This is a genomic window from Streptomyces sp. NPDC057302 (assembly GCF_042667685.1).
Taxonomy (GTDB): Bacteria; Actinomycetota; Actinomycetes; order Streptomycetales; family Streptomycetaceae; genus Streptomyces.
In genome coordinates this window covers 118,853-131,705 of sequence record NZ_JBHUZJ010000009.1, presented here as the reverse complement: position 1 = coordinate 131,705, position 12,853 = coordinate 118,853, and the positions used below count along the sequence as shown (strand labels likewise).

Sequence of the window (12,853 nt, the reverse complement as noted above, 5' to 3'; positions counted from 1 at the left end):
CGCCCCTTCCCGAAAACCCACTCGGCGTGGGGGCCCTGCGCGCCGTCATCACCGGCTTCGCCGAGTTCGTCCTCAAACGCCGGACGGGCTGAAACCAATCAGCCCGGCCCGCTGTGAGGGAAGGGGAAGCCCTAGCCGACCCCCACCCGTACCGCTCCGCCCCCCGCGTCCACCCTCCCGACCCACTCCCCCGACAGATACAGCCCCTGGTTGGGCAGCACCCTCCGCCACGCCCGTTGCCGGTACAGGCGCCGGCCGTCCTGTGTGACCAGCAGGACAGGGGCGCGCACAGGCTCCGCCGTCCGCAGGACGAAGCCGCCGCCGGGGAGAGCGCCGGGCGTCAGGCGGTTCGGTGCCACCCATCGCAGGGGGGCTTCGGCGATCACCGGGACGGCGGCGGACGGCCACCTCGCGCCCTCCAGATGGCCTCGCACCGCGCGAGCGGCCCGTGCCCCCTCGTTCGCGGCCACCCGCGCCGGTTCCACCGCGTGCACTCCGCTGCCCACCGCGAAGACGCCCTGCGACGCCGTGCGGAACGAGCCGTCGATCGCGGGTCCCCGTGTCCCGGGGTCCAGGGGCACGCTCCCGCGCCGGGCCAGTTCATGGTCGGGAACGAAGTCACCGGTGAACACCACCGTGTCGCAGGCGAGCACCGCCTCCCGGCCGTCGCGATGCCGCAGCCTGACGCCCGACAGACGTCCACGCCCCAGGAGTTCGGTCACCACGGCGTCGGTGACCAGTGGCACCCGGGCGGCACCGAGCCGCGCCGCCGCCGCGCGCGCCCGGCCCACCTGGGCCCGCGCCTCCTCGGTGACGAGCGCGGCGACCCCCACCCCCGCGTGCCGCAGGGCAGCCAGCGCGGCGTAGCTCACCGGCTCCGCCCCGATCACGACCGCCCTGGTCCCGATCTCCTGCCCGTAGACGTGGACCGCCTGCTGCAACTCCCCCGTCGTGAACACCCCTGCCGGGCGCGTCCCCGGCACGAGCCGCGCCGTCCGTGGCCGTTCCCGTGCGCCCGTGGCCAGGACCACCGCGCGCGCGGTGATGCGCTCCAGGCCGTGCGGTCCCGTCGTGTCCACGGTGAGCGGTCCCGCCCACCCGGTGGCGCTCACCCCGGTCCGGAGCGCCGCCCCGGCGCCGAGCGCGGCTTCGACGAGGCTCTCCGCGTACCGCGTCCCCGTCGTTCCCCACCGCCCGAACCCTCCGTGGTGGCAGTGGCGCGGCACCCCGCCGGCCCGTGCCTCGCGCTCCAGGACCTCCACCGTGCCCGTGCCCGACGCGGCGAGACACGCGCCCGCCGCGAGTCCCGCGGGGCCCGCGCCGACGACGAGGACGTCCACGTTCCGCTGCCGCCTCATCGCGCCGCCCCCGACTCGCCCCAGCCGTCGAACAGTTCACGTACCGCGGCCCCGCAGTAGAACCCTTGGCAGCGCCCGCCCCGGGCCCGTGTCCGGCGCCGCAGGCCGTCCAGTGAGCCGGGCGGGACGGTGCTGATGAGGGCGTCCCTGATCTCGCCGCGGGTGACGCGCTCGCAGTGGCAGACGATGCTGCCGTACGCGGAGTCGGTCGCGATGAGGTCGGCGCGCTGGTAGGGGCGCGCGAACGCCTCTCCGAGGTTCGGCATGCGTACGGGGTCCAGGGTTGCGGGCTCCGTCAGGTCGAGGTCGGGGCCCGCCGCATCGGCGAGCAGGCCGACGACGTACTCCGCGATCGCCATCGAGGCGGTGAGTCCCGTGGACCGGATGCCGCCGACGGTGATGTACCGCTCCTCGGGGGCACTGTGGATCTGGTAGTCGTCGTGCTCCGTGGCCGCCCGCAGCCCCGCGTAGACCGCGGTGACCTCCTCGTCGAGCAACGACGGCAGGATGCGCCGGCCCTTGGCGCGCAGTCCGGCCAGACCGTCCTCAGTCGTGCCCGTCGCCCTCTTGTCCTCCAACTCCTCGGCGGTAGGGCCAAGAAGCACGTTCCCGTACACCGTCGGGGCCACGAGCACACCCTTTCCGAGCGCCGTCGGGACCGGCAGGAGGATGTGGCGGACCAGGTCGCGGGCGAGCTTGTCGAAGACGATGAGCTGGCCTCGGCGCGGGGTCACGGTGAACTCGCCGCGCCCCAGGAGCCGCCGGTCGAGCACGTCGGCGTGCAGACCCGCGGCGTTGATGAGGTAGCGGGTGCGTACGACTCCTCGGGGCGTGGTCAGTTCATGGCAGGCCGAGCCGCTCGGCGAGACCCATGAACCGACCCCCTCAACCGCGCAGTTGAGGTGCAGGTCCACTCCCCCGCGCACGGCTTGGGTGGCGTACGCGAGGGTCGTCGTCCAGGGGCAGATGATGGACTCGCCGGGCACGTCGAGCGCGCCCAGCACACTTTCGCCCAGGTGTGGTTCGCGTGAGCGCACCTCGTCGGCGCCGATGATGCGGGCGTCGTCGTAGTCGTTGGCCTTCGCCTTCTTCAACAGGTCCGGAAGCGCTGCCAGTTGCTCCTCGTCCCAGGCGATGAGCAGCGCGCCGACCGGTTCGACGGGGATGCCGGACTCGGCGGCGTACGCGGCGAGCAGGCGTTGGCCCTCGCGCACGAGGCGGGACTCCAAGGAGCCCGGCACCGCGTCGAAACCGGTGTGCAGGATCGCGGTGTTGGCCTTGGACGTACCGTCCCCGATATCGCCGGATGCTTCGACCAGGGCGACGCGGAGGCTGTGGTGTGCGGCCAGTTCGCGGGCGACGGCGGAGCCGACCACCCCGGCGCCGACGACGGTCACGTCATAGGGCTCGGACGGCAGCGGGCCCTTGGCGGTGACGGTCATGACGACGGCGCGGGGGCGCGGTCGAGGAGGGAGTCGACCGCCGAGCGGAAGCCGCCGAGGCGCTCGGCGGCCTGCGTGGCGTCGATCTTCGGCTCGTACACGGTGGCGGGGCGCCACCGGGAGACCGCGTCCCGCACCGTGAGCTTCGGGTCGATGCCCATGCGGGCGACGGCGCCCACGCCCAGGGCGGTCACATCGGGCAACGCGGATACTTCGACCGGGAGTTGGAGCAGGTCGGCCTGGGTCTGCATCAGGAGGGCCGAGCGGGTCAGGCCGCCGTCGACGCGCAGGCTCGTCAGGGGTTGGCCCAGGTCGGCGGCGACGGCGTCGGCGAGCGAGGCGACCTGGGCCGCGATGCCCTCGCACAGGGCGCGGACCAGGTGGCCGGGTGCCGTGTCGAGGCCGAGGCCGGTGATCGAGCCGCGCAGGTCGCCGCGCCACCAGGGCGCCGCGAGCCCGGCGAGCGCGGGCACGAAGGTGACACCGGCCGTGTCGGGCACGGACGAGCCCACGAGGTCGAGGTCGGCGGCCCCTTCGATCACCCCGAGGTCCGTGAGCCAGCGCACGGCGGACGCGGCCGTGTAGACCTGCCCGTCGAGGCAGTAGCTCGTCTCGCCCGCGAGGCGCCAGGCGACACAGCTGACCAGGCCGGAATCGCCCCTGCGCGGCAGGGAGCCGGTCTGGGCGAGCAGGAACGCGCCGGTGCCGTAGGTGCACTTGGCGGTGCCGGGCTCGGTCACGTCCTGGGCGAGCAGCGCGGCCTGCTGGTCGACGAGGAGGCCGGTCAGGGGCAGTTCGGGGCCGAAGGCCTTCGTGGTGCCGACCGGGCCCGCGGCGTCGACGACGCGCGGCAGCCGCTCGCCGGCGAGGCCGAAGACGTCGAGAGCGCGCGGTGACCACGCGACCTCGTCCAGGTCGAGGAGCTGGGTGCGTCCGGCGGTCGCCGCGTCGGTGACGAACTCTCCGGTGAGCCGGTGGACCAGCCAGGCGTCGCTGGTGGTGACGACGCCCTCCCTGGTGAGGTGGCGGCGTATCCACGCCATCTTGGGCGCGGCGAAGTAGGGATCGAGGGGAAGCCCCGTCAGGTGCGTCAACTCATCTGCGTACGGGGCCAGTTCCGTGCACAGCGGCTCCGCCCGCCGGTCCTGCCACACGATGGCCTCGGTCAGCGGGCGGCCGGACGCCGGGTCCCAGGCGAGCACCGTCTCGCCCTGGTTGGCGAGGCCCACCGCGGCGACCGGCTCCCCCGCGGCGGCCAGGGCGCGGCGCCCCGCGTCGACGACCGAGGTGAAGAGAGCTTCCGGATCCACCTCGACCCGGCCTCCGGGGAGGTGGCGCGGGCGGACGGGCGCGACGCCGGAACCGATCACTCCGCGTTCCGGGCAGAGGACCAGCGCCTTGGTGCCGGACGTTCCCTGGTCGATGGCGAGAACTGCATCGCCGCGCGGTCCGCTGCCATTCGTGATCACCGCGGAAGCCTGCAACAGCGGCCGGGAAGGCGTCAAGAGCCCCCTGCACGACCCGCTTCCGCCCACTTCGCTCTCAAATTGCCAACCGGCGCGCCGAGTTGAACATAAGTCGATACCAAAAGATCCATGAATCGCCCTGAGAAGGGAAGTTACGGATCTACACTGACCGCCGAACAACATCACCGACCCGTGGGCAAGTTCACGCCAGCTGTCCTCCGCCCGCCTCCCCCACAGAGGATCCATGCCCAATCCGTCAGGCCGCCCCGTTTACCACCCGGCGGGCCACGACGAACAGTTGCGCGCCGTGCTCCAGGACCTCAAGACAGGTCGCTGGGTGTCGACGCGCAATTTGCTCGACTCGACGCCCGACTGGGGACTGTGGACGCAACGTACGCAGATCCTGGCCGCCGCCGTGGCCGGATCCGATGTGGTCAGGGCCTGGCAGGCCGAGGAACCGCACAGCGCCGCCGCATCCGTCCTGCACACCAGGGTCCTGGTCGAGCGGACCCTGCGTGCCCATCGCGCGGGACACCGCCACACCAACGAGCTGTGGCGCGAGGCCGCGGCGGCGTGCGGGGCCGCGATCGACGCCTCGCCCGAGGATCCCGTGCCGTGGGTCTGCCTGCTCGCCCTCGCCCAGCTCGACAAGGGCCAGCGGTGGGACGAGCACCGGGTGCCCGCCCCCGAGCCGATGCTGTTCCCCGGCCCCTGGCACCTCCTCGCCGAGGCCGACAAGCGCGACCCGGGCAACCGCGAGGCCTACCACCGGATGCTGCAGTTCGCCTACACGCGCCGCCCCGGAGGCCCGCTCACCGAGGCGGTCAACTTCGCCCACTGGGCGTCCGGTTCGGCGTACGCGGGCTCGGCCCTCCACGTACTGCCCCTGTATGTGCGCGTCGAGCGGTACCGCAAGGACGGCGGCAGCGAACACGCCCTGGATCTGCACTGGATAGGGGAGGACGCGACCCGCTCGGCCCTGCGCGCGCTGCACCTGTGGTTCGAGCACGCGCAGCCTGCCGCGACCTCGCTCCTCGACCTCAGCCACCTGGCCCACGCGCTGTGGGGGGCCCATCAATTCGACGACGCGACAAGGGTGTTCGAAGCCCTCGACCCCTTCTACACCGTGGCGCCGTGGACGTACCGCACGCGGTCGCCCGGTGACGCGGACGCGGCAGCCGAGGCATTCATGCAAGCACGTACCCGCTGTCTGGGCGCCGTACGAGATCCGGGCTGAGGCTCCCCGGCCCCGGCCTTCCCGATCAGCACCGCGAGATCCCCCGATCAGCACCGCAAGTTCCCCCCGAACAGCACCACCAGCTCCCCGATCCACCGCTCCCCGACGGAGGTACGTCCGTGTCCCGCACCACCTGGTCGAGCCCAGCATCGACCGCAGCGCCACTGCCAGACGAGGAACAGAGGCTCAGGGAGCTCGGCTACCAGCCGGTCCTGGCACGCCGGATGGGCGGCTTCGGCAACTTCGCCATCAGCTTCTCCGTCATCTCGATCCTCTCCGGCTGCATGACCCTGTACGGCTTCGGCCTGGGCACGGGCGGCCCGGCGGTGATGCTCTGGGGCTGGGCGGGCGTCGGCCTCTTCGTGCTCTTCGTCGGCCTCGCGCTCGCCGAGGTCACCAGCGCGTACCCCACGTCGGGGGCCCTCTACTACATGGCCGACCGGCTCGGCGGGCGCCGCTGGGGCTGGTACACGGGCTGGTTGAACCTGCTCGGCCTGCTGGGCGCGATAGCGGGCATCGACTACGGCGCGGCGCTCTTCTCCGGGGCGTTCCTGAACCTGAAGTTCGGCTTCACGCCGACGCCGGAGAAGACCTTCCTGATCTTCCTCTGCATCCTGTTGCTGCACGCCGTCCTGAACCTCTTCAACGTGCGTCTGGTGAGCCTGCTCAACTCGATCAGCGTGTGGTGGCACGTGGGCGGCGTCGCCGTGATCGTGGGCGTCCTCGCCATCGTGCCCGACCACCACCAGTCCCCGGGCTTCGTCTTCGGCGAGTTCGTCAACAACACCGGCTGGGACAACCCGCTCTACGTCACGGCGATCGGTCTGCTCCTCGCGCAGTACACCTTCTGCGGGTACGACGCGTCCGCGCACCTCTCGGAGGAGACCTCCAACGCCTCGGTGTCCGCCGCGCGCGGCATCGTGCGCGCCATCTGGGCCTCGTGGATCGCCGGTTTCGTCCTGCTCGCCGGGCTGACGTTCGCCATCCAGGACTACGCGGGCACCGTGCAGACCGACACCGGAGTGCCGCCCGCGCAGATCATGATCGACGCGATCGGTGAGTCCGGGGCGACGGCGCTGCTGCTCATCGTGATCGTGGCGCAGCTGTTCTGCGGCAACGCCGAGACCGCCGCGGCCAGCCGCATGGTGTTCGCGTTCAGCCGCGACAACGCGCTGCCCGGCTCCAAGATCTGGCGCAAGGTCAGCTCGCGCACCCAGGTGCCGGTGCCCGCGGTGTGGCTCTCCGTCGGTCTGGCCGCGGTGATCGCCCTGCCGTCCCTGTACTCGGCGACCGCGTACACGGCCGTGACCGCGATCAACGTCATCGGGATCACGCCCGCGTACGCCATCCCGATCTACCTGCGGCTGCGGGCGGGCGACCGCTTCCAGCCGGGCCCGTGGAACCTCGGCCGCTGGAGCAAGCCGATCGGCTGGGTGGCGGTGATCTGGGTGGCGTTCGTGACCGTCCTGTTCTGCCTGCCGCAGGCCTCGCCGGTGACGGTCGACACGATGAACTACGCGTCGATCGCGCTCGCCGCGGTGCTGACCCTGGCCACCGTCTGGTGGTTCGTGGCGCGGCGCTCCTACAGCACGCCGTCCGCGTACGGCTCCGAGCGGGAGCAGGCGGAGATCGCGGAGGACATCATCTAGGCGCTTCTCAGGCAGGCGTTTCTCAGGCGGCCGTGCCCCGGTTTCCCGCTACGGGGTGCGGTCGTTGAGGATCCGCTGGAAGAGCCGGTGGTCGCGCCAGGCGCCGTTGATGTGCAGGAACGCCGGCGCGACGCCGTATTCCTCGAAGCCGCACTTGGCGAGGACCCGCTGCGAGGGCACGTTGTCCAGGAGGGTGCCCGCGTCGACGCGGTGCAGGCCGAGCTCCCTGTCGGCGGACTCGCAGGCGTACGCCACCGCGGCGGTGGCCAGGCCCTTGCCGACGTGATCCACGTCGATCCAGTATCCGAGACTCCCGCTGCGCAGCGGGCCGAGGACGATGGTGGACAGGGTGACCGAGCCGACGATGTCCCCCTCGCGGTCCAGCACCCAGGGCGCCGCCCGCCCGGCCCGGCACTCCTCGAGCTGGTCCCGCAGCCGGGCGGCCTGGGCCCGCGAGGTGAAGTAGTCCTCGGGTCTGGAGGGCTCCCACGGCTCCAGGTGGGCGCGGCTGCGCAGGCGGGCGCGGGCGAGGGCGTCCGCGTCCTCGATTGCGGCGGGGCGCATGACGACGTCCGGGGTGATGCGGGCTGATTCGGTGATCATGCGCCAAGCGTAGGCACTGCGGCGGGCGCGCGCGGCGGTTGGTTCACCTTCCGCCCGTCGGCGGGCGGTTCACCTTCCGCCCGCCACCCGCAGGATCGTTCCGCTCGCGTAGGACGCCTCGTCCGAGAGCAGCCAGGCGACGGCCGCCGCGATCTCGTCGGGCCGGCCCGAGCGCCCCAGCGGGATAGCGGCGGCGAGCTTCGCCGGGCGCTCGGGGTCCGCGTGGAACTCGGTCCAGATCACGCCGGGGGCGACGGCGTTGACGCGGATGCCGTCCGCCGCGACCTCCTTCGACAGGCCGACCGTCATCGTGTCGACGGCTCCCTTGGCGGCGGCGTAGTGGACGTACTCACCCGGGGCGCCGAGGGTCGCCGCCGCGGAGGAGATGTTCACGATGGCGCCGCCGCTGGCGTTCCGCGTCATGTCGCGGATCGCGCGGCGGGCGCAGAGGAGGTAGCCGAGTACGTTCACGTCGAGCGCGCGGCGCATGGCGGCGACGTCGGCCTGGGCGAGGGGGCCCACCGGGGCGCCGATCCCGGCGTTGTTCACCAGCCCCGTGACCGGGCCGAGTTCCGCGGCGGCGGTCTCGAAGAGGCGGTCCACGTCCGCCTCGTCGGCGGTGTCCATCCGGACGGTGACGCAGCTCGCGCCCGTCGCCCGGACTTCCGCGGCCACCTTCTCGGCGGAGTCGGCGTCGGAGTGGTAGCCGAGGGCGATGTGGTGGCCGTCCGCGGCGAGGCGGGTGGAGATGGCCGCGCCGATACCGCGGCTGCCGCCGGTGATGATGGTTACGGGGTTCTGCGGCACGGTTCCTCCAGGAGCGGGTTGGGCATGGTTGCTGTTTGATCGATCATTCCCCAACCCCGCCCCTTCCCGAAAACCGTGCCTGCGCCCCGGACCTACCTGGGGCTCCGCCCCAGACCCCGCTCCTCAAACGCCGGAGGGCTGATTCTCAGCCCACACGCCCCTGCACAAACTCCCGCAACGTCCCCGGCGCCCTCCCCCCGAACCGCTCGATCGACGGGGTCACCTCGTACAGCTCGTGGTGCGAGCCGATCAGGCGGAACAGTTCCCACAGCTTGTCCAGGTGGGCCACCACGTGCGCGTCCCCGTAGAGGGACATCGCCCGCTCCCGCCACTCCTCCGGCGACGCGTCCGTGTACGTCAGGCCGCCGCCGAACGTCTTCACGATCTCGGACACGGAGAGCACCTGCCCGGTCAGGAGCACCACGGGATCGGGACACGGTGGCATCGGGTCCGCCAGGAGCCCCGCGCCCACCCGCGCCACGTCCTGCCCCGCGATCAGCGGAAGCACCGTGTCCGGCGCGCCCAGGGGCATCGCGAGCTCGCGGCCACCGGCCGCCCGCACCAGGAAGTCCAGGTTCTCGAAGAAGACCCCGGCGCGCAGATGCACCGCCCCGATCTCCGCCCGGTCGAAGACCTCCTCGGCGACCCAGTGCTGCCGCATCCGGGGCGTGCCCGCGTCCGGGGCCGCCGCGAGCTGGGACACCTCGACGACGCGCTCGACGCCCTCGCGCCGGGCCGCCGCGGCGAACGCGCCGCTCGCCTCCAGCAGGCCATCGGTCACCGGGTACGTGAAGAAGGCCCTGCGCACGCCCCGCACCGCCGCGAGCACGTCCGTGATCTCGCGCAGGTCCCCGACGACCACCTCCGCGCCCGCCTTGCGCAGCGCGGCGGCGCGTTCGTCGTCGGTGCGTACGAAGGCGCGTACCGCCTGGCCGCGATCGAGCAGGAGTCGCACGACATGACGGCCGGTGGAGCCCTGCTGTCCGCCCGCCGCTCCGGTGACGAGGACCGGTTCGTCCGTCGGCATCCCGTTCACTCCTCTCCGCGCCGCAGTGTGAGCGTGAACGCGCCCTGCCGCTCCAGGTCCCGCAGGAACGGCTCCGCCGGGAACGCCTCCCCGGGCGCGAGGACCCCCGTCTTCGTCGGGCCCCTCCCCTCCGCGATCCGCACGGCCGCCTCCACCGAGGCCAGCGCTCCGGCCCGCCACAGGTCGTGGCCCGTCAACTGCCCCGCCGCGCCGCCTCCTTCCCACATCGCCTGGACCGCGACGGTGAAGTCGGTGTCCGCCCGTTCCGCGGCGCCGATGTGCTCGCTCGCGAACGCGTCCGTCGCCTCGAAGGCGCTGGTGCTGAGCATCAAGTCGATGTCGCGGACGGGAACATGGCGCGGCACCGTCACGGTCTCGAAGGACGGGAACGGCGCGATCATCGTGCGCGGGCCGAGCGGCGGCGGGAAGGGGAAGACGGCGTTGCGGGGTTCTACGTAGCCCTCGCGCAGGGCGCCGTCGCTGAAGGTGAGGCGCTGGGTCTCGGCAAGGAGATGGGTCGCGGTGTTCTTGGCGCCGGAGGTCAGGCGCCAGCCGTTCACGGCGTACGCGACGACGATCCGGTCGATACCCGCGATGCCGTCCGCCACCGCCCCCGCCAGGAGATCGCCGAGGCCTCCGTAGAAGCTGACGCCGGGGACCATGACGGCTCCGGTGCGCTGGGCCGTGGCCTGCGCGGTGTCGAAGACGGCTTTCACGTGGTGGGGTTCGAGGGCGTGGTCCACGTAGTGGCAGCCCGCCTCCGCGGCGGCGGTGGCGACGGGTGCGCCGGTGAGGGCGAAGGGGCCCGCGCAGTGGATGAGGACGTCTGCGGCCGTCATCACCTCGCGCAGCCCCACGGCGTCGTCCACGGAGGCGGCATGGGTCCGCACCCGATCCCCCGCGTCGAGTTCGTCGGCCAGCGTGCGCAACGCCTCGGCGTCGCGGCCGACCAGGAGTAACTCCTCACCTCTGGCGAGGAGTTCGGACGCCACCAGGCGTCCGGTGTGGCCATAGGCTCCGTAGATCGCGAAGAGCGGCTTCGTCATGCTCAACTCGCTTCCATACCGAAGGTATGCAACTGGTGCGGGAACCTACGTACCCTGAGTATGTTCGTCAAGAGGAGCCGACCGTGATCCCGTCCGCGCGACCAACTGCCCGCCGTACACAGGCGGAACGCTCCGACACGACCACCGCCCAGCTGGTCGCCGCGGCGCAGCGGCTCTTCGGTCTTGAGGGGTACGCGACGACCTCGATCGTCGCCGTGGCCGCCGCCGCCGGGGTCACCAAGGGCGCCGCCTACCACCACTTCGAGGGCAAGGCGGCGCTCTTCCACGCGGTGTTCGTCCGTGAACAGGAGGAGATCGCGGCGGAGTTGGAGCGCGTGGCGGCCGAGGAGCCCGACGCGTGGTCCGCGCTGCGGCGCGGCTGCCGCCGGTTCCTGGAGCACTGCCTCGACCCGGGCTTCCGCCGGATCGTGCTGCTCGACGCGCCCGCGGTCCTGGGATGGGAGACCGTCCGCGAGATCGAGTACGCCCATACGCTGCGGGTGCTGACCGACGGCATGCGTGCGGCGGCGGCCCTCGACCCCATCGGTGCAGGGGATGCCGGGGAGGGGGATCTGGACGTGCGCTGTCAGATGATGTTCGGCGCGTTGTGCGAGGCGGGCATGCTCCTGGCCCGCTCGTCCGATCCCGCCTCCGCCCTCACCTCGGTGACGGCGGAGGCCGAACGTCTGCTCTCCGCGCTGGCCGCTCCCCAGGGAGGGCCGGACGGGCCCTAGGCCACCGTCTCCCTGCCGGTTTCCCCGGCCGCCTCGGCCGACTCGTCGGGAGCCAGGCTGTCCATGAAGGAGGAGACGGAGAACACCGCGCGCCCCGGCCCGGCGGGGCCGTAACCGGGCGGCGACGTCAGGCCGTTGGCCTCCATCGTCGCGCGGTACGCCTCCAGGAGGCGGACGTGGTACTCCAGCGGGGCGCCCAGCGGGTTCGCCTTGCCGAGCGGGGTCGTGGGCTCGGGGCACCACGTGGTGAAGCGGGGGGTGATGCCGCGCGACATGAAGTACTGCAGGCCCTCGACGGTGGAGTCGATGGCCTCGCCGACCGTCTTGAACCCGAACGGCTCCGCCATCTCCACGCCCGCCACGAAGTTCGGGATGACGTTGCGCGGCCCGAAGACGTCGGCGGAGTCCAGGATGCGGCGGTGCCACTCGTCACGGCCGACGTAGCGCTCCTTGCCGGGGCAGTAGCGCTCGAAGAGGTACGGGTCCCACACCTCGTAGTTGGGGTGGTAGATCCGCACGCCGTAGTCGTGGAAGCGCTGTACGTCCGCCTTGGGCAGCGCCTGGGCGACGACCTTGCCGATCCAGCGGCCGGGGAAGCGCTCCTCGATGGCCTTCGCGTACTGCCCGTAGAAGTCGGCCTCGTCCTTGCCCTGGAGCTTCGAGGTGATGGCGCCACCGGTGAGCGTGTACGCGGTGGAGGACTTCGCGGTGTCGTACTTGTCGATGATCGCGAGGGCTTCGAGGACCTCGTCCATCGGCTTCACGCCCGTGTAGGGGCGGCCCGCCGCCTTCTGCTGGCGCCAGTTGTGGTTGATGTCGCAGTACCCGCACTCCTCCTTGGCGCCGAAGTACTGGCAGACGCGGAAGACCGTCAGGTAGATCAGGTAGCCCCACTGGATGGTGGGCGCCACCTCCATGACGGACTTGCCGTTCTCCAGGGTGTGCCGGTAGTAGTCCGGCATCGGCGGCAGGCCCACGTCGGAGATGCGTGCGCCGTCCAGGTAGAGGCCGAGGATGCCGTTGTCGTCCGCGGCCACGCGGTAGGGCGACGAGGGGTTCACGCGGACCGAGACGACCGTGCGGCGCAGGTCGTAGGGGCCGCCGGTGAGGACGATCTCCTCGGGCGGGCGGCGCAGGGCGGCGGCGCCGAGCTCGGGCAGAGTGCTGTGGTCGAAGGAGAAGATGAAGTACGACTTCGGCTTGACCTCGCCGCCCTCGTTGTCACTGAGCGCGGACTCGTCGAAGGCCATGCCTCCCCTGAGCAGGTCCTCCTTGATCACCGCCTCCCGCGGCACCTGCGGGAACCGCTCCATGAGTCCCTCTACGAGCTGGGTACGGCTCTCGCTGCGGCTTGCCATCTGCCGGGCACCTCGGATCCTGTCGGTGATGTGTGCTTCCCGTGACCCCCACGCTAGTACGCGCCTTTCGCGGCGCGGATCCGCCTCCGGTCTCAGCCGCCCTTCGCCGTGCGGCGGTAGCCGCTG

The 12,853-nt window shown here is 72.0% G+C and carries 11 protein-coding genes; 3 read left to right on the top strand and 8 right to left on the bottom strand.

The window, feature by feature from the left end:
• Positions 1-131 precede the first annotated feature (131 nt).
• Genes ACFUPX_RS09955 through ACFUPX_RS09945 form a run of 3 tightly spaced genes read right to left on the bottom strand, consistent with a single transcriptional unit; the run spans position 132 to position 4,269 of the window.
• On the bottom strand, positions 132-1,358 hold the full coding sequence (locus ACFUPX_RS09955) for an FAD-dependent oxidoreductase (protein WP_383318928.1): 1,227 nt from the start codon (positions 1,356-1,358) through the stop codon (positions 132-134).
• Complete coding sequence (locus ACFUPX_RS09950) at positions 1,355-2,800, bottom strand: FAD-dependent oxidoreductase (protein ID WP_383318925.1); 1,446 nt, start codon at positions 2,798-2,800, stop codon at positions 1,355-1,357. The genes ACFUPX_RS09955 and ACFUPX_RS09950 overlap by 4 nt, the downstream gene beginning before the upstream one ends.
• On the bottom strand, positions 2,797-4,269 hold the full coding sequence (locus ACFUPX_RS09945) for an FGGY family carbohydrate kinase (RefSeq protein ID WP_383318922.1): 1,473 nt from the start codon (positions 4,267-4,269) through the stop codon (positions 2,797-2,799). The genes ACFUPX_RS09950 and ACFUPX_RS09945 overlap by 4 nt, the downstream gene beginning before the upstream one ends.
• Positions 4,270-4,510: 241 nt before the next feature.
• On the opposite strand from ACFUPX_RS09945, the gene ACFUPX_RS09940 reads away from it, so the two are divergent.
• Together ACFUPX_RS09940 and ACFUPX_RS09935 are read left to right on the top strand one after the other, a co-directional pair.
• Complete coding sequence (locus tag ACFUPX_RS09940; RefSeq protein WP_383318919.1) at positions 4,511-5,503, top strand: hypothetical protein; 993 nt, start codon at positions 4,511-4,513, stop codon at positions 5,501-5,503.
• A gap of 119 nt (positions 5,504-5,622) precedes the next feature.
• Positions 5,623-7,152 carry an amino acid permease gene (locus ACFUPX_RS09935; RefSeq protein WP_383318917.1) on the top strand — a complete coding sequence of 510 codons (1,530 nt, stop codon included), beginning with the start codon at positions 5,623-5,625 and terminating at the stop codon, positions 7,150-7,152.
• Positions 7,153-7,200: 48 nt separating this feature from the next.
• Here ACFUPX_RS09935 and ACFUPX_RS09930 read toward each other — a convergent pair whose 3' ends face one another.
• The 4 genes from ACFUPX_RS09930 to ACFUPX_RS09915 form a co-directional block, all read right to left on the bottom strand.
• Entirely contained in the window at positions 7,201-7,755 is a 555-nt protein-coding gene (locus ACFUPX_RS09930) for a GNAT family N-acetyltransferase (RefSeq protein WP_383318914.1), read from the bottom strand.
• Between the two features lie 69 nt (positions 7,756-7,824).
• Positions 7,825-8,562 carry an SDR family oxidoreductase gene (locus ACFUPX_RS09925; protein ID WP_383318911.1) on the bottom strand — a complete coding sequence of 246 codons (738 nt, stop codon included), beginning with the start codon at positions 8,560-8,562 and terminating at the stop codon, positions 7,825-7,827.
• Positions 8,563-8,707: 145 nt separating this feature from the next.
• Entirely contained in the window at positions 8,708-9,589 is an 882-nt protein-coding gene (locus ACFUPX_RS09920; RefSeq protein WP_383318908.1) for an NAD(P)H-binding protein, read from the bottom strand.
• Between the two features lie 5 nt (positions 9,590-9,594).
• On the bottom strand, positions 9,595-10,635 hold the full coding sequence (locus tag ACFUPX_RS09915) for a saccharopine dehydrogenase NADP-binding domain-containing protein (RefSeq protein WP_383318905.1): 1,041 nt from the start codon (positions 10,633-10,635) through the stop codon (positions 9,595-9,597).
• 83 nt (positions 10,636-10,718) lie between these two features.
• On the opposite strand from ACFUPX_RS09915, the gene ACFUPX_RS09910 reads away from it, so the two are divergent.
• Positions 10,719-11,369 carry a TetR/AcrR family transcriptional regulator gene (locus tag ACFUPX_RS09910; RefSeq protein ID WP_383318903.1) on the top strand — a complete coding sequence of 217 codons (651 nt, stop codon included), beginning with the start codon at positions 10,719-10,721 and terminating at the stop codon, positions 11,367-11,369.
• Here the strand turns inward: ACFUPX_RS09910 and ACFUPX_RS09905 are convergent.
• Positions 11,366-12,727: a radical SAM protein gene (locus ACFUPX_RS09905; protein ID WP_383318899.1), complete on the bottom strand. Its 1,362-nt coding sequence runs from the start codon at positions 12,725-12,727 to the stop codon at positions 11,366-11,368. The genes ACFUPX_RS09910 and ACFUPX_RS09905 overlap by 4 nt on opposite strands.
• Positions 12,728-12,853 lie beyond the last annotated feature (126 nt).